19 protein-coding genes are annotated in these 20775 nt (G+C 67.2%); 13 read left to right on the forward strand and 6 right to left on the reverse strand.

The window, feature by feature from the left end:
• Positions 1 to 56: 56 nt before the first annotated feature.
• Both ACMZ91_RS15655 and ACMZ91_RS15660 read right to left on the reverse strand, forming a co-directional pair.
• A complete protein-coding gene (locus ACMZ91_RS15655; protein ID WP_277778946.1) occupies positions 57 to 1661 on the reverse strand; it encodes a SulP family inorganic anion transporter in 1605 nt (534 codons plus the stop codon).
• A gap of 741 nt (positions 1662 to 2402) precedes the next feature.
• Entirely contained in the window at positions 2403 to 3770 is a 1368-nt protein-coding gene (locus tag ACMZ91_RS15660; protein ID WP_414577833.1) for a helix-turn-helix domain-containing protein, read from the reverse strand.
• Positions 3771 to 3885: 115 nt separating this feature from the next.
• Between ACMZ91_RS15660 and ACMZ91_RS15665 the strand changes: the two genes are divergently transcribed.
• Genes ACMZ91_RS15665 through mmsB form a run of 5 tightly spaced genes read left to right on the forward strand, consistent with a single transcriptional unit; the run spans position 3886 to position 9425 of the window.
• The gene (locus ACMZ91_RS15665) at positions 3886 to 5391 is read left to right on the forward strand and encodes a CoA-acylating methylmalonate-semialdehyde dehydrogenase (protein ID WP_125895188.1); all 1506 of its coding nucleotides are present in this window, start codon (positions 3886 to 3888) and stop codon (positions 5389 to 5391) included.
• 14 nt (positions 5392 to 5405) lie between these two features.
• On the forward strand, positions 5406 to 6572 hold the full coding sequence (locus ACMZ91_RS15670; protein WP_071229412.1) for an acyl-CoA dehydrogenase family protein: 1167 nt from the start codon (positions 5406 to 5408) through the stop codon (positions 6570 to 6572).
• Positions 6569 to 7366 (forward strand): enoyl-CoA hydratase, encoded by a 798-nt coding sequence (locus ACMZ91_RS15675; protein WP_049463056.1) that lies wholly within the window; start codon positions 6569 to 6571, stop codon positions 7364 to 7366. Before ACMZ91_RS15670 ends, ACMZ91_RS15675 begins: the two co-directional genes overlap by 4 nt.
• Positions 7363 to 8538 carry an enoyl-CoA hydratase/isomerase family protein gene (locus ACMZ91_RS15680; RefSeq protein WP_049463055.1) on the forward strand — a complete coding sequence of 392 codons (1176 nt, stop codon included), beginning with the start codon at positions 7363 to 7365 and terminating at the stop codon, positions 8536 to 8538. The genes ACMZ91_RS15675 and ACMZ91_RS15680 overlap by 4 nt, the downstream gene beginning before the upstream one ends.
• Positions 8535 to 9425 carry a 3-hydroxyisobutyrate dehydrogenase gene (gene mmsB / locus ACMZ91_RS15685; protein ID WP_414577831.1) on the forward strand — a complete coding sequence of 297 codons (891 nt, stop codon included), beginning with the start codon at positions 8535 to 8537 and terminating at the stop codon, positions 9423 to 9425. Before ACMZ91_RS15680 ends, mmsB begins: the two co-directional genes overlap by 4 nt.
• Positions 9426 to 9572: 147 nt before the next feature.
• On the opposite strand, the gene ACMZ91_RS15690 is transcribed toward mmsB, so the two are convergent.
• Together ACMZ91_RS15690 and ACMZ91_RS15695 are read right to left on the reverse strand one after the other, a co-directional pair.
• Positions 9573 to 9998: an organic hydroperoxide resistance protein gene (locus tag ACMZ91_RS15690; RefSeq protein ID WP_414577829.1), complete on the reverse strand. Its 426-nt coding sequence runs from the start codon at positions 9996 to 9998 to the stop codon at positions 9573 to 9575.
• 111 nt (positions 9999 to 10109) lie between these two features.
• Positions 10110 to 11066: a cation diffusion facilitator family transporter gene (locus ACMZ91_RS15695; protein ID WP_049463052.1), complete on the reverse strand. Its 957-nt coding sequence runs from the start codon at positions 11064 to 11066 to the stop codon at positions 10110 to 10112.
• Positions 11067 to 11308: 242 nt separating this feature from the next.
• Between ACMZ91_RS15695 and ACMZ91_RS15700 the strand changes: the two genes are divergently transcribed.
• From ACMZ91_RS15700 to ACMZ91_RS15725, 6 genes are all read left to right on the forward strand, one after another.
• On the forward strand, positions 11309 to 12772 hold the full coding sequence (locus ACMZ91_RS15700) for a SulP family inorganic anion transporter (RefSeq protein WP_049463051.1): 1464 nt from the start codon (positions 11309 to 11311) through the stop codon (positions 12770 to 12772).
• Between the two features lie 144 nt (positions 12773 to 12916).
• Positions 12917 to 13567, forward strand: a complete 651-nt coding sequence (locus ACMZ91_RS15705; RefSeq protein WP_049463050.1) for a DUF6338 family protein — start codon at positions 12917 to 12919, stop codon at positions 13565 to 13567.
• 206 nt (positions 13568 to 13773) lie between these two features.
• Positions 13774 to 14805 (forward strand): tRNA dihydrouridine(20/20a) synthase DusA, encoded by a 1032-nt coding sequence (dusA, locus tag ACMZ91_RS15710; RefSeq protein ID WP_149909325.1) that lies wholly within the window; start codon positions 13774 to 13776, stop codon positions 14803 to 14805.
• A gap of 212 nt (positions 14806 to 15017) precedes the next feature.
• Complete coding sequence (locus ACMZ91_RS15715) at positions 15018 to 15392, forward strand: hypothetical protein (protein ID WP_049399851.1); 375 nt, start codon at positions 15018 to 15020, stop codon at positions 15390 to 15392.
• Between the two features lie 73 nt (positions 15393 to 15465).
• Positions 15466 to 16149 (forward strand): response regulator transcription factor, encoded by a 684-nt coding sequence (locus ACMZ91_RS15720; RefSeq protein ID WP_004136763.1) that lies wholly within the window; start codon positions 15466 to 15468, stop codon positions 16147 to 16149.
• 25 nt (positions 16150 to 16174) lie between these two features.
• Entirely contained in the window at positions 16175 to 17599 is a 1425-nt protein-coding gene (locus ACMZ91_RS15725) for an ATP-binding protein (RefSeq protein WP_032128221.1), read from the forward strand.
• 296 nt (positions 17600 to 17895) lie between these two features.
• Here the strand turns inward: ACMZ91_RS15725 and ACMZ91_RS15730 are convergent, their stop codons facing one another.
• Both ACMZ91_RS15730 and ACMZ91_RS15735 read right to left on the reverse strand, forming a co-directional pair.
• Complete coding sequence (locus tag ACMZ91_RS15730; RefSeq protein WP_414577827.1) at positions 17896 to 18645, reverse strand: M90 family metallopeptidase; 750 nt, start codon at positions 18643 to 18645, stop codon at positions 17896 to 17898.
• Positions 18646 to 18653: 8 nt separating this feature from the next.
• Complete coding sequence (locus ACMZ91_RS15735; protein ID WP_049399853.1) at positions 18654 to 18932, reverse strand: hypothetical protein; 279 nt, start codon at positions 18930 to 18932, stop codon at positions 18654 to 18656.
• Positions 18933 to 19076: 144 nt separating this feature from the next.
• Between ACMZ91_RS15735 and birA the strand changes: the two genes are divergently transcribed.
• Both birA and ACMZ91_RS15745 read left to right on the forward strand, forming a co-directional pair.
• The gene (gene birA / locus ACMZ91_RS15740) at positions 19077 to 20045 is read left to right on the forward strand and encodes a bifunctional biotin--[acetyl-CoA-carboxylase] ligase/biotin operon repressor BirA (protein ID WP_049399854.1); all 969 of its coding nucleotides are present in this window, start codon (positions 19077 to 19079) and stop codon (positions 20043 to 20045) included.
• Positions 20042 to 20773 (forward strand): type III pantothenate kinase, encoded by a 732-nt coding sequence (locus tag ACMZ91_RS15745; RefSeq protein ID WP_012509777.1) that lies wholly within the window; start codon positions 20042 to 20044, stop codon positions 20771 to 20773. The genes birA and ACMZ91_RS15745 overlap by 4 nt, the downstream gene beginning before the upstream one ends.
• Positions 20774 to 20775: the final 2 nt, after the last annotated feature.

Here is a 20775-nt window from a genome sequence, read left to right on the forward strand (position 1 = left end):
CACACTACGTCCGAGGTCCATGAGGATGCCAGCCGGCGGCCGGCACTACCCTGGGGTCAGCTGTTCTCACCCAGCGGCTTCACCGCCTGCTTCTGCAGTGACAGCAGGCCCAGCAGCAGCGCCAATGCCACATAGGCGCCGGCGAACTGCCAGCTGATGATGCGCGCCAGGCCGTCCAGATCCCACGGCAGGTAGATGCCACCGCGCGGGTCCACCGAATGGATCAGGCCGAACAGGGTCAGCACCGCCGCCACCAGCAGGAAGCCGCAGGCGCGGCGCAGGCGGCCATCAACCATGGCCGCCACCGCAGAGATCCACAGCATTGAGGTGATGATGAAGCCATTGCCGAGGGTGAAGATCACCGCCAGCTCGGGCAGGCCGTGGCCGTCGAGCTTGGTCAGCAGCTGCGGCAGCTGGTCCGGCGCGATCCAGCCTGGCGCCTTGATCGCCAGCAGGTACGCTACCGACGGCAGGAAACCGAACACCATCGCGCCGGTGTGGTGGCGCGGCGTGGCCTGGAAGGCCTGGGTGGTGATGTCGATGGCCACGTACACGATGATCGGTGCCAGCACCGCCAGCGGCAGCCACTGCACCAGCCCGGAGATGATGCCGAGCATGCCGCCGATGCCGACGAACAGGCCGGTCAGCAGCGTGTAGCCGCTGCGCGCGCCCATGTGCTTGTAGGCCGGCTGGCCGATGTACGGCGTGGTCTGCGCCACGCCACCGCAGACACCGGCCACCAGCGTAGCCACCGCTTCCACCAGCAGGATGTCACGGGTGCGGTAGTCATCGCCGGCCGCGCGCGCGCTTTCGGAGACGTTGATGCCACCGACCACCATCAGCAGGCCGAACGGCAGCAGCAGCGGCAGGTAGGTCATCGCCGTGGGCAGGCCGTCGAGGAAGCCCAGCGTCGGCAGCGGCAGCACCACCTGCGGCGGCACCCACTCCGGCACGTGGAAGCCCGGTGCGCCCAGCCCGGCCAGGCCAAGGCCGTAATACAGCACGGTGCCGAACACGAAGGCCAACAGCACGCCAGGGCCACGCACCGGCAGCTTGCCCTTGGCGATCAGCACGTACAGCAGCAGGCCCAGCGTGGTGAAGCCGACCAGCGGCGAGCGCAGCGTTTCCAGCAACGGCAGCAGGCCCATCAGCACCAGCGCGATGCCGGCGATGGAACCCAGCAGCGCAGCACGCGGCAGCGCGCGGGTGACCGCTTCACCGAAGAATGACAGCACGAACTTGAGCACGCCCATGATGACCAGCGCGGCCATGCCCAGCTGCCAGGTGGCGATGCCTGCAGCGTGCGGATCCATGCCCTGCTGCTTGAAGGCGATGAAGGCCGGGCCGAGCACCAGCAGCGCCATGCCGATGCTGGTCGGTGCATCCAGGCCGAGCGGCATGGCAGTGACATCGTCGCGACCGGTACGCGCAGCCAGCCGGCGGGCCATCAGGGTGTACAGCAGGTTGCCCACCAGCACACCGAAGGCGGTGCCGGGGAACATGCGGCCGAACACCACGTCGGCGGGGAACTGGAAGATCCCGACCAGGGCCATGGCGATGAAGCCGAGGATGGAGAGGTTGTCGACGACCAGGCCGAAGAAGCCGTTGAAGTCGCCGGAGACGAACCAGCGACGCGGTGCGGCGGAAGCGGGAGCGGACATGGAAGGGGTGGTGGGGGTGGGGACCGCCGATGGTAGGCCCAGCGGGGCCGGTGCGCCAATTCCGTCGTGGAATGATGGGTTCCAGCCAACGGCGGGGCCCCTCGTGGCTGGGTTGGTCGCGGACAGCGATTTCTGGGTTGGGCCGGTCGGGATGGGCTGCGCAGGACACGCCGTAAACCCGTCCCTGGGGGCTGGATGGCGCCATCCATGGCGCCAACGGTCCTGCGCAGCCCATCCCGAACGGCCCCTGACAGTTTCCTGCGCGTGCCAGCCACGGAAGAGAATCAAAAGATCAAAAGCAAAGGCAGGCTCTCGTTGTTGCGCCGAGCCCATGCTCGGCTGCTGTACGCCAAGCCTCTCAGCCGAGCATGGCTCGGCTCTACAAGAACAATTCGATCATTTCCACGCTATCCACGCATGGCGTGGATCTACCGTGTCGACCAAGGTCGACACCTACCAACAGCAGCGAAAAACTGTCGAGGGCGGGGTGGGTCCGGTTGCGGGGGCGTGAGCGCCATGGATGGCGCGACCGAGCTTACATGGGTGAGGGCGCTTTGCTTGCGAAGCATTGCTTCGCAAGCGCCCGAACGCACAGCCGCCAGCGGCTGGGCCGGGCCCCGGAGGGGGACTTGCAGCGTCCCCCGCAACCGGACCCACCCCGCCATCCCACGGAAGGCCCGCTGTTGCTTTTGCTGTTGCCTTGAATTGAAGCAGGTGCAGGGCGCAGCCCTGCAAAACTCCCTACCTCCCCGGCAACTGCGCGAACGCGCGCTGCATGCAGTCCTCGCGCGGGCACACCCGGCACCCCGGTCCGATCGACACCGAATTACCCGGGCTCTGCACATCCAGCCCCAATGAATACACCAGCCGCTCGGCATGCTGCAGATCGCAGCCCAGCGCCACCGCGAACGTCTTCCGCGGTTGGCCATGCCCCACCGGCCCGCTGCTGACCTGCCGCGCCAGCCAGAAGTGGCGCCGCCCATCGGGCATGCGCGCGGTCTGGGTGAGGATGCGGCCGGGCTGGTTGAATGCCTCGTAGACGATCCACAGCGGGCACGAACCACCCACCTGCGAGAAGTGGAAATCGGTGGCGGAGTGGCGCTTGGATACGTTGCCGGCGCGGTCCACCCGGATGAAGAAAAACGGCAGGCCGGGTGCGCTGCGCCGTGCCAGCGTGCTCAGCCGGTGGCAGACCGCTTCGAAGCCGACGCCGAACTGATGCGCCAGCAGTTCGATGTCGTAGCTGCTGGTTTCCGCCGCACGCAGGAAGCGCATGTACGGCATCACCAGCGCGCCGGCGAAATAGTTGGAAAGACCGATCCGCGCCTGCGCGATGCGCGCGTCGTCGGTGAAGCCGGCGCGCGCCACCACCGCATCGATCTGCGGCAGGTAGCCGTGCAGTGCCAGCTCGGCCGCCATCTGGAACGCCTGCTGGCCGGGCTCCAGGTAATCGGGCAGCCACAGCCGCCGCGCACCGGCATCGTATTGCCGTTTCTCGCGCCCGGCCTGCAGTGCAGCCACTTCCACCAGCACGCCATGGCGGTCGGCCAGCAGCTGGCGCAGCCGCGGTGCCACATGCCCGGGCGACAGTCCCCATTCGGCGAACAGCTGCTCGGCCAGCTCGTCCAGTTCGGGGATGTGGTTGTGCATGCGATTGAAGAACTCGCGCACCTGGTCACCGGCGGGCAGGGTGCTGCCGGCGCCGGGCTCGCCCAGCTGGAACTCCAGCGCCGCGGCATGCTCGCGCAGCGCCAGGTGGCGGCGGTGCAGTTCCAGCAGCGCGCGGCTGACCTGCGGCAGGTTGCCGGCCAGGGCGCGCAGTTCGGTGGCGCTGACTTCGGCCAGGCCCAGATCGCGCAGGGTCTCGCCCAGCGCTTCCTGCAGGGCAGCGGGCTCATCTTCGTCGAACAACGAAGAAACGTCGCCCAACACCTCGCCCAGCTTCTTCTGCACGGCCGGGGTGAGTGGGCGTTTGTTGCGCTCGATCTGGTTCAGGTAACTGGCCGACAGGCCCAAGGCGCGGGCCAGGTCCACCTGGCTGTAGCCGCGCTGCTCGCGCAGCCGCAGCAGGCGCAGGCCAAGTTGTCGCTGGGGGGCTGAATAATTCACAGAATTAACATGAATCGTCTGGCGTGTTGGCCAGATTAAGCGGATTCAGCCCGGAAATCGAGGTGGGTGCTGTGAATAATGCCAAGCATCTTTCGCACCCTGTGGGATTGTCGTCATGACTGTTGCAGCGCCCCGTATCCGCATGCTGATCGATGGCCAGTTCGTTGAATCGGCCACCTCCCACTGGCAGGACGTGATCAATCCGGCCACCCAGGACGTGCTGGCCAAGGTGCCGTTCGCCACCACCGGCGAAGTGGACGCCGCCGTCGCCGCCGCCAAGGAAGCCTTCAAGACCTGGCGCAAGACCCCGATCGGCACCCGTGCGCGCATCTTCCTGAAGTACCAGCAGCTGATCCGCGAAAACATGAGCGAGCTGGCCCACATCCTTACCGCCGAACAGGGCAAGACCCTGCCGGACGCCGAAGGCGATGTGTTCCGCGGCCTGGAAGTGGTCGAGCACGCCGCCGCCATCGGCAACCTGCAGCTGGGCGAGCTGGCCAACAACGTGGCCAATGGCGTGGATACCTATACGATCATGCAGCCGCTGGGCGTGTGCGCCGGCATCACCCCGTTCAACTTCCCGGCGATGATCCCGCTGTGGATGTTCCCGATGGCGATTGCAACGGGCAACACCTTCATCCTCAAGCCGTCCGAGCAGGACCCGATGGTCACCATGCGCCTGGTCGAGCTTGCGCTGGAAGCAGGCATTCCGAAGGGCGTGCTGAACGTCGTCCACGGCGGCGAGGAAGTGGTCAACGCGATCTGCGACCACCCGGACATCAAGGCCGTGTCGTTCGTCGGTTCCACCCGCGTCGGCACCCACGTCTACAACCGTGCCTCGCTGGCCGGCAAGCGCGTGCAGTGCATGATGGGCGCCAAGAACCACGCCGTGGTGCTGCCGGACGCCAACAAGGAACAGACCCTCAACGCGATGGTCGGTGCCGCCTTTGGTGCCGCGGGCCAGCGCTGCATGGCGGCCTCCACGCTGGTGCTGGTCGGTGAAGCACGCAACTGGGTGCAGGACCTGGTCACCAAGGCCAAGAGCCTGAAGGTCAGCGGCGGCACCGTCGCCGGCACCGACGTCGGGCCGGTCATTTCCTGCAGCGCCCGCGAGCGCGTGGAAGGCCTGATCGCCTCGGGCGTGGAGCAGGGCGCCAAGCTGGTGCTGGATGGCCGCAAGCCGCAGGTCGATGGTTTCGAGAAGGGTAACTTCGTCGGCCCGACCATCTTTGCCGGTGTCACCACCGACATGCGCATCTACCAGGAAGAAATCTTCGGGCCGGTGCTGGTCATCCTCGAAGCGGAGACGCTGGAAGAGGCCATCGCGATGGTCAACAGCAACCCGAACGGCAACGGCACCGCACTGTTCACCCAGTCCGGCGCCGCCGCGCGCAAGTTCCAGGAAGACATCGACGTCGGCCAGGTCGGCATCAACGTGCCGATCCCGGTGCCGGTGCCGCTGTTCTCGTTCACCGGTTCGCGTGCGTCCAAGCTGGGCGACCTGGGCCCGTACGGCAAGCAGGTGGTGCTGTTCTACACCCAGACCAAGACGGTCACCGCGCGCTGGTTCGATGACGAGACGCTGAGCCACGGCGTCAACACCACGATCAGCCTGAAGTAACGGCAGGAGCAGCCATGAGCCACTCGATGACGACGGAACTGGAAGAAGCGCAGCAGGCGTACCGCGAGGCGGCGCGCGACTTCGCACAGGCCGAACTGGCGCCGCACGCCGCGCGATGGGATGCGGAGGGCATCTTTCCGCGCGAGGCGATCGCCAAGGCCGGTGAACTGGGCTTCTGCGGCCTGTACATGGACCCGGAAGTGGGCGGCAGCGGCTTGAGCCGACTGGACGCCGCCGTCGTCATCGAGGAGCTCGCCAACGTCGATCCGTCGACCGCGGCGTACATCAGCATCCACAACATGGCCTCGTGGATGGTGTCCAAGTGGGGCCAGCCGGCACTGCGCGATGCGTGGGGCACCGATCTGTCTTCGGGCAACAAGCTGGCCTCGTACTGCCTGACCGAACCGGGTGCCGGTTCCGATGCGGCGTCGTTGAAGACCACCGCCGTGCGCGATGGTGACTTCTATGTGCTGAACGGCTCGAAGGCCTTCATTTCCGGCGCCGGTGCCACCGAACTGCTGGTGGTGATGGCGCGTACCGGTGGTGCCGGTGCCGGCGGTGTCAGCGCCATTGCGGTGCCGGCCGACCTGCCGGGCATCAGCTTCGGCCGCAAGGAAGAGAAGATGGGCTGGAACAGCCAGCCCACCCGTGGCATCACCTTCGAAAACGTCCGCGTACCGGTCAGCCACCTTCTGGGAGAGGAAGGCGGCGGCTTCAAGCTGGCGATGAAGGGGCTCGATGGCGGCCGCATCAACATCGCCGCCTGCTCGCTGGGCGCCGCGCAGGGTGCGCTGGACGCTGCACGCCGCTACATGGGCGAGCGCCGCCAGTTCGGCAAGGCACTGGCCGAGTTCCAGGCACTGCAGTTCAAGCTGGCCGACATGGTCACCCAGCTGGTGGCCGCCCGGCAGATGGTGCACACCGCTGCGCGCAAGCTCGATGCCGGTGCCAGCGACGCCAACGTGTGGTGCGCGATGGCCAAGCGCTTCGCCACCGATGCCGGTTTCAACGTCTGCAACGAAGCACTGCAGATCCACGGTGGCTACGGCTACATCCGCGAATATCCGATCGAGCGCCTGCTGCGTGACTGCCGCGTGCACCAGATCCTGGAAGGCACCAACGAGATCATGCGGGTGATCGTTGCCCGTCACCTGCTCAACACCGAAGAGGAACTGCGATGAAGGATTGGCGTACCCAGGAGCACGTGGGCTTGAAGGTGGAGGTGGATGGCCACACCGCCGTGGTCACCCTGAACAACCCGCCGGCGCATACCTGGACTGTGCACAGCCTGTCGGCGCTGCGTGATCTGGTCGGCGCGCTCAACGCAGACCGCGAGATCTACGCGCTGGTGATCACCGGTGACGGCGAGAAGTTCTTCTCCGCCGGTGCCGATCTCAACCAGTTCGCCTCCGGCGACAAGGCCGCTGCGCGTGAAGCCGCGCGCCGCTTCGGTGAAGCCTTCGAAGCGCTGTCCGGTTTCCGTGGCGTGTCGATTGCCGCGATCAACGGCTACGCCATGGGCGGTGGCCTGGAATGCGCGCTGGCCTGCGACCTGCGCATCATTGAAGACCATGCCCAGGTTGCGCTGCCGGAGGCCACCGTCGGCCTGCTGCCGTGCGCCGGTGGCACCCAGAACCTGCCGCGCCTGGTCGGCGAGGGCTGGGCCAAGCGCATGATCCTGCTGGGCGAGCGCATCAACGCCGACACCGCACTGCGCATTGGCTTGGCCGAAGAAAAGGTCGGCAAGCGCGAAGCCAAGGCGCTGGCGCTGGAATGGGCGAAGAAGGCCGGCAAGCAGAGCCCGACCAGCATCGCCGCCTGCAAGACTCTGGTGCAGGCCACCCGCACCGGTACCCACGCTTCGGCGCTGGTGGCCGAACGCGAAGCCTTCGTCGACCTGTTCGACACCGCCGACCAGGTCGAGGGCGTGACCGCCTTCCTGGAAAAGCGCGCTGCGCAGTGGAAGAACGCATGAGCACCGACACCGCTGCCGACGACGCACCGGTGCTGTTCGAAGAGCGCGTGGCTGGCAATGGCACGCGCATCGGCATCGCCACGCTCAATGCGCCGCGTACGCTCAACGGTTTCTCGCTGCCGATGGCACACCTGCTGCTGAAGCAGTTGAATGCCTGGGCCGACGACGATGGCATCGCCATGGTGGTGCTGCAGGGTGCCGGCGAAAAGGCGTTCTGCGCCGGCGGTGACCTGCACAGCCTGTACAAGAGCATGGTCGACTTCCGCGAGGCCGGCCGCAGCGACATCCGCGAGAACGACTACGCCGCTGAGTTCTTCGACGTTGAATACCGCGTCGATTACCTCATCCACACCTACGCCAAGCCGATCCTGTGCTGGGGCCACGGCATCGTGATGGGCGGCGGCATCGGCCTGATGTCCGGCGCCAGCCACCGCGTGGTCAGCGAGCGCTCCAAGCTGGCCTTCCCGGAAATCACCGTCGGCCTTTTCCCCGATGTGGGTGGCAGCTGGCTGCTGCCGCGCGTGCCGGGCAAGGGCGGCCTGTTCCTGGCCCTGACCGGCGCGCTGCTGAACCCGGGCGACGCCATCTACGCCGGCCTGGCCGACGTGCATGTTGCCGAAGAACGCCGCAGCGCGGTGTTCGATGCGCTGCTGCAGGTCGCGTGGTCCAGCAACGCCGCACACAACCACGAACGCCTCAGCCATCTGCTGCAGTCGCATGCCAGTGACGCCGCGACCGGTCCGCTGCTGGCCAATGCGGCGCAGGTCGATGCGCTGTGCGAAGGCGATGACCTCTCCGCGATCATCGGCCGCATCTCCACTCTGCAGACCGACGATGCCTGGCTGCAGGCGGCACAGAAGACCCTCGCCGCCGGTGCACCGGGTTCGGCACGGTTGTCGTACGAACTGCAGCGCCGCAGTGCCGGCCAGGACCTTGCCGCGATCTATCGCCTGGAGTACATCGTCGCCCTGCATTGCGCCGCCCACGGTGATTTCGCCGAAGGCATCCGCGCGCTGCTGATCGACAAGGACCGCAATCCGCAGTGGAACCCGGCCACCCTGGCCGAGGCCACCGGCGCGTGGGCCGACACCTTCTTCGCTTCCCCCTGGGCCGATGCCGCGCATCCGCTGGCCGACCTGGGCACTCCCCTTGTTGAAAGGAGCCTTGCATGAGCCGCATTGCATTCATCGGGTTGGGCAACATGGGTGGCCCGATGGCCGCCAATCTGGTCAAGAACGGCCACACCGTGCGCGTGTTCGATCTGGTCCCGGCCGCGGTGCAGGCCGCCGTCGATGCTGGCGCCAGCGCGGCCGCATCGGCGCGCGAAACCCTGGCCGATGCCGAGGTGGTGATCTCGATGCTGCCGGCCAGCCGCCACGTCGAAGGCGTGTACCTGGGCGATGACGGCATTCTTGCCGCGATTCCGGCCGGCGCACTGGTCATCGACTGCAGCACGATCGCCCCGGCCAGCGCCCGCAAGGTTTCCGAAGCCGCTGCCGCACGTGGCCTGCAGATGATCGACGCACCGGTGTCCGGCGGTACCGCCGGTGCCCAGGCCGGCACCCTGACCTTCATCGTCGGTGGTGAGGAGGACGCGCTGGAACGTGCGCGCCCGGTGCTGCAGGCGATGGGCAAGAACATCTTCCATGTCGGCGCCAGTGGTGCCGGCCAGGTGGCCAAGCTGTGCAACAACATGGCGCTGGGCGTGATCATGGCCGTCACCGGTGAAGCCATCGCCCTCGGCGTGGCGCACGGGCTGGACCCGAAGGTGCTGTCGCAGATGATGGCGGTCAGCACCGGCCGCAGCTGGGCCACCGAAGTGTGCAACCCGTGGCCGGGCGTGCTGGAAAACGCCCCGGCCTCGCGCGGCTACAGCGGCGGCTTCGGCAGTGATCTGATGCTGAAGGACATGGGCCTGGCGGTGGAAGCGGCGATGAGTGTCGGCGCCTCGATCCCGCTGGGCGAAGTGGCCCGCAACCTGTACTCGATGAACCACCAGGCCGGCCGCGGCAAGCTGGACTTCTCCAGCGTCGTGCAGCTGATCACCAGCGAGACGTGACCTGGTAGTGCCGGCCGCTGGCCGGCAACCTCATGCCCCCGTGCGGGACAACGAAGGTGGGATGGGCGGATGTTCGGTTTCGACCGGCATCCGCCCATTTTTTTGCTCTGGCGCGGGTAGTGCCGGCCGCTGGCCGGCATCACCCCATCAGGCAACGACCAGCGTCACGTGGATGTTGCCGCGCGTGGCATTCGAGTACGGGCACACGATGTGTGCCTTCTGCACCAGTTCTTCCAGCTGCTCGCGCGGCACGCCAGGAGCGCTGATGGTCAGCTCGGCTTCGATGCCGAAACCGGTCGGGATCTGGCCGATACCGACCTTGCCGGTCACCGTGGTGTCGGCCGGCAGCGCGACCTTGGCCTGGCCGGCCACGAACTTCAGCGCGCCCAGGAAGCAAGCCGAGTAGCCGGCCGCGAACAGCTGTTCCGGGTTGGTGCCCGGGCCGCCGGCGCCGCCCAGCTCGCGCGGGGTCGACAGCTGGATATCCAGCACGTTGTCGGAGGAGACGGAACGGCCTTCACGGCCGCCGGTGGAGGTGGCCTGGGCGGTGTACAGAACCTTTTCGATGGACATCGGGATGCTCCTGGTCGGTGGGTGGGTGTTGCGATGGAGCCTACTTTGCCCGGTTTCCGCGTACGTTGGGTTGCAATGCGTACGAAAAATTTGATTGATCGTCCTGCCAGCCTAGATCGTCCATTCGCGGTCGGTGGTGAACATGATGGTCAGCCAGCGGTCCGGCGAGGCCTCGCCCAGTGCATCGCCGATCTCGTCGCGCAGCTGGTCCCATTCCACCAGGGGCCGCGGCGGGTCGTTTTCCGGTACCACGAAGAACAGCTCGATCTGCTCGCCACGCCCCACCTGGGCCACGTAGCTGCGGTGCTCGACGAAGCCGTGCTTGGCCACGATCCCGCGTGCCACTGCATCCACATGGGCCTGCAGTTCCGGCGGGGTGACCAGCAGGATGCCGGCCAGCGCCCGCCTCACTGTGCCGAGCGGGGCGATCATCACCAGCACGCAGACGAAGGCGAGGATGGCCGGGTCGATGTACGGCCCGACCCACGCCAGCGACGTGCCCTGCACCAGTACGCCGCCGAGGAAAGCCAGCAGGTAGCAGGCCGACATGCTGGCCGCGATCACCCAGTTCTTCGCGTCCAATGCGATGAACTCCGAGCCGATGCGGCGGTTGGCGCGCAGGATGAACCAGGCCAGTGCGCCTTCGCCCACGATCGACAGCCCGGCGAAGGCAATGGCCGGGCCGAGGGCGATGTGGCGGCCCCCGGACATCAACGCGTCCACCGCATTGACCAGCGCATACAGCGCCGCACCGATCATCAGTGTGCCGCTCACCCCCAGCACGATCGGCTCCAGGTGCCAGAAGCCCATGGTGAAGCGCTGGTTGAGCCGCGATTGCAGCGCATCGGTCTGCGTGGACAGCGCGATCAGGCGCGCCACCAGCAGTGACAGCCAGGTCATCACCACGTCGATCAGGCCGTAGATGCCGTCGAAGATGATCAGCGAAGAACTGGCCAGTAGGCCGAACACCACCGCCGCCGCGGCCAGCAGCAGAGAGGCGGCGATCGACAGGCGCAGCACGCCCTGTTCGGTGGCGGGGTCGAAGAACTGCGGGCGGTTGGCGGCCATGGTTCAATTGTAGAGCGGAGCCAGGCTCCGCTGCCTTTCGCTGCCTTCGCCGGCCAACCGCGCTACCCCCGTAGGGCCGCTTCCCGTAGACTGCGCGCCTCCCACGTACCGACGCCCGCCTGCAGTGATCACGCCACCCTGACCCTTGCCGCACATCGGCAGCCGGCCTGCCCGGCTCAGGAACCCGTGTCTTTCCACTGCAGCGCCATGCGGCCACGCCCGCCTGTGCGCGGAGCTTTCCCATGCAAACGTCCTACCCCCTGCGCCAGCAATGGCTCGGCAACATCCGTGGCGACCTGCTGTCCGGCATCGTCGTCGCCCTGGCCCTGATTCCCGAGGCCATCGCGTTCTCGCTCATTGCCGGCGTCGACCCCAAGGTTGGCCTGTACGCCGCGTTCTCGATTGCCGTCATCACCGCTATTGCTGGCGGCCGCCCTGGCATGATCTCCGCCGCCACCGGTGCAATGGCGCTGGTGATGGTCGACCTGGTCAAGGACCACGGCCTGCAGTACCTGTTCGCCGCCAGCATCCTGGCCGGCCTGCTGCAGGTGCTGGCCGGCGTGTTCAAGCTGGGCTCGTTGATGCGCTTCGTCTCGCGCTCGGTCATCACCGGCTTCGTCAACGCGCTGGCGATCCTGATCTTCCTGGCACAGATGCCCGAGCTGATCGGTCGCGGGCCTACGGTCTATGTGCTGTGCGCCGCCGCGCTGGCGATCATCTACCTGCTGCCACGCATTACCCGCGCGGTGCCGTCGCCTCTGGTGGCCATTGTGGTGCTGACCGCCGTGGTGATCGGCTTCGGCGTGGACGTACGCAGCGTCGGTGACATGGGCCAGCTGCCCGACAGCCTGCCGCATTTCCTGCTGCCCGATGTGCCGCTCACCTGGGAGACGCTGCGCATTCTGCTGCCGGTGTCGGCCACGCTGGCCGTGGTCGGCCTGCTCGAATCGATGATGACCCTGCAGATCGTTGAGGACATCACCGAAACGCCGAGCGAGCGCAACCGCGAATGTGTTGGCCAGGGCGTGGCGAATACGGTCACCGGCTTCCTCGGCGGCATGGCCGGCTGCGCGATGATCGGCCAGTCGGTGATCAACGTGACCTCCGGTGGGCGCGGCCGCCTGTCCTGCCTGGTGGCCGGCGTGTTCCTGCTGATACTGGTGGTGTACGGCAGCGATCTGGTACGGCAGATCCCGATGGCGGCGCTGGTGGCGGTGATGATCATGGTCAGCATCGGCACCTTCAGCTGGCGCTCGCTGCGCGACCTGCGCACGCATCCGCGCAGTTCCTCTGCGGTGATGCTGCTGACCGTGGTGGTCACCGTGGCCACCCATGATCTGGCCAAGGGCGTGCTCAGCGGTGTGCTGCTGTCGGCCCTGTTCTTCGCGCGCAAGGTTGGCCGCATGCTGGACGTGCAGCGCGACGATGCCGATGACACGCAGGTCTATCGCGTGCGCGGGCAGGTGTTCTTCGCCTCGGCAGGGCAGCTGGGTGCAGCGTTCGATTACCAGCACGTGGCGCCGAAGGTGCAGATTGATCTGCGCGATGCGCACCTGTGGGACCTGACTGCCGTGGCCGCGCTGGAGCGGGCGCAGGAAAAGTTGGCCACGCATGGTGCGGAGGTGACGGTGGTGGGGCTCAATGCGGCCAGCCAGACCCTCATTGAGCAGGTGGGTGGCAAAGGCGCTGCTGGCAGCGCGCATTGACGCTATCGGCTCTCGTGGAGCAACTGCAACGCCATGGCCGCTGTTGCGGTTGCTGCATCTTCAGCCTGTGAACCCCACCCAAGGTGGAAGAATCGCTGTGATCGTGCTCCGTTGTGATCCTCACGACGGAGTACTTCTGCCGGAATGGATTCGCTCTTCAACAACGCCACCACGCTGCTGACCTTTCTGCTGCCGGGTTTCCTGTCTGCATGGGTGTTCTATGGGCTGACATCCCATCCCAAGCCGCCGCAGTTCGAACGGACCGTGGAAGCGTTGGTGTTCACCTTCGCGGTCCAGGTGCTGGTCAAGTTCACCGAACTGATGCTCCTGCTGGCGGGTCGCTGCTTTGTGCTGGGGACCTGGACCGAGACCAGCAGCCTGCTATGGGGTTTTGTCCTCGCCGCACTGCTGGGGGCAGGATTGGCCCTCGCTGCGAACAAGGATTCCCTCCACAGGGTTCTCCGCCGCGCAGGCTTCACCACGAGGACATCCCACCCGAGCGAGTGGTACTGCGTGCTGGGTACGCGTCCTGCCTTCGTGGTGCTGCAATTGAAGGATGGCCGTCGATTGACCGGCTACCCCAAGGAGTGGCCGATCAGCCCCGCTGCGGGACAGTTCTACATGCAGATGCCGGCCTGGCTGGTGGATGCGGATCCACCCGATGAAGGTGCCGATCCAGCAGCGGATCCCGTGGCCAGCCCCGCCGTGGTCGAGCTTCCGCAGCTCGATGGCATACTGATTCACGCAGTGGATGTGCAGTGGGTCGAGATTCTCCAGGAGACAGACAATGGCTAAGTTGAGGAAGGGTTCCAACCCACCACTGGACCAGTTGGTCGTATCCATGGAGAACGCGAACCCCAAGCTCCCCGAGGGCAGGAAGCGTCCGCCGCCACCGCCCAGCCCGCCCCGGCCGCCAGCCGGAGCCGGGCCCAACCGGCGCTCGCCGCGCGGCTGACCGGGCGCATTCAGCCGCCCGGTGTAAACTATTGATCTCACTGGCAATGCCAGTCTCCACGATCAATGCCCCGATGACGTCCGCCACCGCCCGTTACGCCGATTCCCTGCGCCTGTCCGTCGCCCCGATGATGGACTGGACCGATCGCCATTGCCGCGTTTTCCACCGCGTGCTGGCACCGGGCGTACGCCTGTACACGGAGATGGTGCACGCCAACGCGGTCATCCACGGCGACCGCGAGCGCCTGCTCGGCTTCGACCGCAGCGAACAGCCGCTGGCGCTACAGCTGGGCGGCAGTGATCCGGCGCTGCTGGCGCAGGCCGCGCGTATTGCCGCCGAGTGGGGCTATGACGAGGTCAACCTCAACTGCGGCTGCCCGTCTGATCGCGTGCAGGCCGGCCGCTTCGGCGCGTGCCTGATGCGCGAGCCGGCGCTGGTGGCCGAGTGCGTTGCGGCCATGGTCGATGCGGTTGATATCCCGGTGACGGTGAAGTGCCGCTTGGGCGTGGACGAGGACAACGACTACGACGTGTTCGCCGCCTTCGTCGACCGTCAGGTCGCCGCCGGTGCGGCGATGGTGGTGGTGCACGCGCGCAACGCGTGGCTGAAGGGCCTGTCGCCGAAGGAGAACCGCGAGGTTCCCCCGCTCAAATACGACTGGGCCTACCGCCTGAAGCGGGAGCGCTCGGCACTGCCGGTGGTGATCAACGGCGGCCTGGCCAGCATCGAGGCGGTGCAGGCGCAGGCCGCGCACGTCGATGGCGTGATGCTGGGCCGCGCGGCCTACCACGACCCCTACCTGCTGCATCAGCTGGAGGCGCTGCACACCGGCGCCCCGCTGCAGGCCCGTGGCGACCTGCTGCGCGCGATGCGCCCCTACATCGAGGCGCGGCTGGGCGAAGGCCTGGCGCTGAAGCACATCACCCGCCACCTGCTCGGCCTGTTCCACGGCCAACCCGGTGGGCGCGCATTCCGCCAGGTGCTGAGCGAGGGCGCACACCGCCCCGGCGCCGGCTGGAGCCTGATCGAACAGGCCTTGGCGGTCACCGACCGCGAAGCTGATCGCGCCGCAGCGTGACCGCAGTCACATTCCTGACTTGACAAGGGACGGCGATTCGTCCCGAATGTTCACTTAGCTGAACGACTCGGGCACAGGGCCGGAAAAGTTCAGACCGGATTCACCGCTGTAAACCAAGAATTTGCAAAAGATTTGTAAAACGCTGGGTTTCGAACCCGGCGCCGGATTTACGACTTTTGAACGAATCGCCGTGCTCGGCTAGGATCGCATCGATGTCTTCCGCTCCCTTCCACCGCCGCATTGCCCTGGCCACCTGCGTGGTCCTGTCGGCTGTGCCGCTGTCTTCGGCGCTGGCGCAACAGCCGCCGCGCGGCGACCAGGGGCGGGCGGAGATGATGGAGCGGGGCGAGCGCGGCAACCGTGGCGACGAGCGTTCGCTGTCCGATGCCGTGCGCCGCGTGCAGCGCACCACCGGCGGCCACATCCTCGGCGCCGAGCGCGTGCCGTTCGATGGTCGTGATATCAACCGGGTGAAGTACATGGACGATCGGGGCCGGGTCCGCTACATGGACGACCCCGCGCCGTCGCGTTCACAGCCGCGCACGCCGCGGTCGGATATGTCATCACTACGCGGCGATAACCCCTGAACAGGGATAGTTGTCGCTATCAACCCGTACCCCACAGGCCTCCGGGCCACACCCAGGACACTAGGGAGAGTTCATGCGTATCCTTCTGGTCGAAGACGAAGCCCCGCTGCGTGAGACCCTGGCAGCCCGGCTCAAGCGCGAAGGCTTTGCCGTCGATGCTGCGCAGGACGGCGAGGAAGGCCTCTACATGGGGCGCGAAGTTCCGTTCGATGTCGGCATCATCGACCTCGGCCTGCCCAAGATGTCGGGCATGGAGCTGATCAAGGCCCTGCGTGACGAAGGCAAGAAGTTCCCGGTGCTGATCCTGACCGCGCGTTCGAGCTGGCAGGACAAGGTCGAGGGCCTGAAGCAGGGCGCTGACGATTACCTGGTCAAGCCGTTCCACGTCGAAGAACTGCTGGCCCGCGTCAATGCGCTGCTGCGCCGTGCCGCTGGCTGGAGCAAGCCGACGCTGGAATGCGGCCCGGTTGCGCTGGATCTCGCCGCCCAGACCGTCAGCGTGGCCGGCAGCAATGTCGACCTGACCAGCTACGAGTACAAGGTGCTGGAGTACCTGATGATGCATGCCGGTGAACTGGTCTCGAAGGCCGATCTCACCGAGCACATCTACCAGCAGGACTTCGACCGCGACTCGAACGTGCTGGAGGTCTTCATCGGCCGCCTGCGCAAGAAGCTGGATCCGGATGGCGAGCTGAAGCCGATCGAGACCGTGCGCGGTCGCGGCTACCGTTTCGCGATCCCCCGCAACGAGGGCTGAGCCGGCTCACCCTGGCGATACCATGATGTCCGGCCGTCTGTGGTTCTTCCGACGCTGGCGGCCGCGCTCACTGCAGGCGCGCCAGATGCTCGCCGCGTCCGTGGGCCTGGTCGCGTTCCTGGCGCTGGCCGGTTACGCGCTCGACGCCGCCTTCGCCGATACGGCGAAGGCGAACCTGCGTGAGCGCCTGAAGAACTACGCCACCGCCTATGCGGCCGGCATCGACTTCACCCGCGACCGCTCGCTGTACATCCGCGAGCAGCCACCGGATTCGCGCTTCGACGTGCCCGGCAGCGGCCTGTACCTGCAGGTGGTGATGCCGCACGGCAAGGGCAATTCGATGTCTGCCGAAGGCCCGATGCTGCCCACCGTCGGCGGTGGCCTGCTGGCGCCGCGCCAGGAAGTGTTCGAAGGCCCGCTGCCGATGATCCAGATCGACGGCAGCCAGGGCTCGGTGTACCGCTATGGCCTGGGCCTGGTGTGGGACGCCGACGCTGATCCCGCCACCGAATTCCCGTACACCATCTACGTGATGGAAGACTCGCGCGCGCTGGGTGCGCAGCTGCGGGTGTTCCGTGGCCGGGTGTGGTTCTACCTGGGTGGCATCGGCTTGATCCTGCTGCTGCTGCAGACCGTCATCCTGCAGTGGAGCCTGCGGCCCCTGCGTCGCGTGATCACCGAGCTGACCAAGGTGCAGCGTGGCGAGACCGCGCGCATGAGCGAGCGCCACCCGCGCGAGCTGGAACCCCTGACCGACAGCATCAACGCCTTCATTGAAAGCGAGCGCGAGAACCTCGAGCGTCAGCGCAATACCCTGGCCGACCTGGCGCACAGCCTGAAGACACCGATCGCAGTGCTGCGCACGCAGATGGACAGCGGCGCGGGCGATGGTGCGCTGCGCGAGGAGCTGGACGTGCAGCTGCAGCGCATGAACAACCTGGTCTCCTACCAGCTGGCACGTGCTGCGTCGTCGGGCCACAAGCTGTTCTCCGCGCCGCTGCCGATCGAATCCAACGCCGAGGAAATCGTGCGTGGCCTGGAAAAGGTCTATGCCTCGAAGGGCGTGCTGTGCGAATTCGATATCGACCCGGCCGCGCGTTTCCACGGCGAACCGGGCGACCTGCAGGAACTGCTCGGCAACCTGCTGGAAAACGCCTTCAAGTGGGCCAACCGCCGCGTGCTGCTGACCGCGCAGCCGCTGCCGGCACCGAACGCGCGCCGCGCCGGCCTGCTGCTGGCGGTGGACGACGATGGCCCCGGCATCGCCCCGGACGACATCGGCAAGGTGCTGCAGCGTGGCGTGCGTGGCGACGAGCGCGTGCAGGGCCACGGTATCGGCCTGTCGATCGTGCAGGACCTGATCAAGGATTATCGCGGTGAACTGGCTGTAGGCCGCTCCGAGGAACTGGGCGGCGCCCGTTTCGAAGTGCGCCTGCCGCCGGGGCCGTAATCCGCGCGTTCCCGCCCGCCGGGCATCGCCTGGCGCAACAGCGCGGGTGTTCCGGCAGTGCCGGCCGCTGGCCGGCAACCCCATGATCTTCGGTGGCATTGCCAAGGTGCCGGTCAGCGGCCGGCACTACCGTGTTTCGATCGTCGGCGGCTCGCCATAGAACCGCCGCAGCTGCGCGTTCCCGTCCGCGGGGCATCGCCTGGCGCAACAGCGCGGGTGTTCCGGTAGTGCCGGCCGCTGGCCGGCAACCTCATGAACTTCGGTGGCATTGCCAAGGTGCCGGCCAGCGGCCGGCACTACCGTGTTTCGATCGTCGGCGGATTGCCATAGAACCGCCGCAGTTGTGCAGCGACCTCCGGCAACGCCTGCTGCAGCAGATCCGGCGCGGAGAAGTGGTACTCGCTGGTCACCGCGAAGAACTCTTCCGGCGCTTCGGCCGCATACGGATCGATCAACGTCTCTTCGCCGGCATCCACCCGCACGCAGAAGGCATCGTAAGCCTGCTGGAACGTGGCCGCCCATTCGCGCTGCCATGCGCGCGGCAGGGGCGGCGTGCCGTCCATCGCGCCATCCAGCGCATCCAGCTTGTGCACCATCTCGTGCACCGCCACGCAGTAGCCCTCGTGCGGCGCCGCCAGGTCGGCCTGCACGTCGGCCCAGGACAGGATCAACGGACCGCTGTCCCACGATTCGCCAATCAATTCGTCATCCCACTCATGCAGCACCCCGGCCGCATCCATGTGGCTGCGGTGCACGCGGAATGCGTCGGGGTAGATGATCAGCTGCGACCAGCCTTCCAGTCCCACCTCGCCGAATTCCAGCAGCGGCAGGCAGCACAGCGCGGCCAGCAGCACACCGTCGCCGGCCTGCAATTGCAGGTCACCAATCGGCGTAATGGTCTTCTCATGCAGGAAGCGCGTGGTCAGCACACGCAGTCGCGCGCGGCGTTCGTCGTCCAGTCCGTGCAGCCAGGCCGCGCGGCGGCAGGCGTCATCCCAAAGTGCATCGTCGATCGGCCGCGGCGCAGGCCGCAGCCACTGCAGCAACGACTTGATCAGCGGAACATTCCCGGCAGATAGCTATGCCACTTCGGCGCGCGGATGCGCGGCAGCATGTCGTCGTCGCTGCCACCGCCACCGGTGGTGGTGCTGGCCGCCGGGCGTACCGGTGCCGCCTTGGTGCTGGCGGCCGATGCGCTGGCGGTGGGCGCGCGCTGCGAGGCGGCATCACCGTTGGACGACACGCAGGCCCCACGGCTGTCGTCCAGCGCTGCCGTCGCAGACGCCGCGAAGGGCATCATCAGCAGGATCAGGCAATGGGCATAACGGCGCATTGACGACATCCACGTTAAGGGAGGGTGAGTTCCCGATTCTAGCCCGAACCCGGCGCCCCGTTGGAAGCCCCCGCGAAACCCAGCGTGGCGGGCGTCGCTGGCGGCTTTCCCGCATAATTCCTTCCTGACTTCGTGGAAGCTGCCGTGGACGATCGCCAATTGCTGGCCAAACTCGCTGCCGGTCGCCTGTCCGGCGACGCCCTGGCCCGTGAGCTGGGTCAGACCCGGGCGGCCATTTGGAAGCGTATTCAAGGACTTAGGGCCGCCGGTGTGGACGTCGAGGGCCGCGCTGGCGAAGGCTATGGCCTGACCCGCCCGGTCGACCTGCTGGACCCGGATGCGATCCGCGCAGGCCTGCCTGCAGAGGTTATGCCGCTGCTGCACGACCTGCAGGTGGCCTGGACGGTGGACTCGACCAACGCCGAATTGCTGCGTTGCAGCGCGCCCCAGCGCGGGGTGAGCGTCCTGCTGGCCGAACGCCAGACCGGCGGCCGTGGCCGTCGCGGCCGTGCCTGGGCCTCGCCGCTGGCCGCGCACATCTACCTGTCGGTGCTGCGCCTGTACTCCGGTGGCCTCGGCCGCCTGGCCGGGCTGAGCCTGGTGGCCGGTATCGCCGTGGCCGAAGCGCTGCACGACCTGGGCTACACCCAGGCGCAGCTGAAGTGGCCGAATGACCTGATCGTCGATGGCAAGCGCAAACTGGTCGGCCTGCTCGCAGAAGGCGGTGGCGAGTACGCCGGCCCGGCGCGCGCGGTGATCGGCATCGGCATCAACACGCATATGCCACCGTCGTTCGCCGAGCAGATCACCCAGCCGTGGGTGGATCTGGACACGCTGGCTGGCAAGCCGGTGGACCGCAACGTGGTCGTTGCTGCCGTGCTGACGCGCCTGCTGCCGGCGCTGGAAGAATTCGATCGCGAAGGCCTCGCTCCGTTCCTGCCGCGCTACGCCGCGTTCGACATGCTGGCCGGCCGCGAAGTGCGCGTGGAACTGGACGGGCAGTGGCAGCACGGCACCGCACTTGGCCTGGCCGATGACGGCGCATTGCGCGTGCGCATTGATGGCCAGGAACGTCTGCTGCACGCGGGCGAAGTCAGCGTGAGGGCGGCATGAGCGATTGGTTGTTCGACCTCGGCAACTCGCGCTTCAAGTTCGCGCCGTTGCAGGGTGACCGCGCCGGCGACGTACAGGCCTGGGCGCACGGCGCCGAAGGCATGGCCGGACAGCCGCCGCACAGCCTGCCCAGCGGCACCACCGCGTTCGTGGCCAGCGTGGCCGCACCGTCGCTGACCAGCGCCATGCTGGACCAGCTGCAGCGCCGCTTCGAACACGTGCATGTGGTGCGCACCAGCGCCGAATGTGCCGGCGTGCGCATTGCCTATGCCAAACCGGAAAAGTTCGGCGTCGACCGCTTCCTGGCCCTGCTGGCCGCAGCCAAGGCGCAGCGCCCGGTGCTGGTGGTCGGCGTGGGCACCGCACTGACGATTGATCTGCTCGACGCCAATGGCCAGCATCACGGCGGGCGCATTTCCGCATCGCCCACCACCATGCGTGAAGCGCTGCACGCGCGTGCCGTGCAGTTGCCGGCCACCGGGGGTGACTACAGCGAGTTCGCCAACGACACCGCCGATGCGCTGGCCTCCGGCTGCGATGGCGCCGCCGTGGCGCTGATCGAACGCAGCGCGCAGCAGGCGCATGCGCTGCTGGGCGTGGCACCGTCGCTGCTGGTGCACGGTGGCGGCGCACCGGCGCTGATGCCGTTGCTGCCCGGCGCCGACTACCACCCCTCGCTGGTGCTGGATGGCCTCGCCCGCTGGGCGGTGCACCAGCCCGCAGGCTAGTA

It is taken from the genome of Stenotrophomonas sp. FR024 (genome assembly GCF_047500745.2).
Classification (GTDB): domain Bacteria; phylum Pseudomonadota; class Gammaproteobacteria; order Xanthomonadales; family Xanthomonadaceae; genus Stenotrophomonas; species Stenotrophomonas maltophilia_A.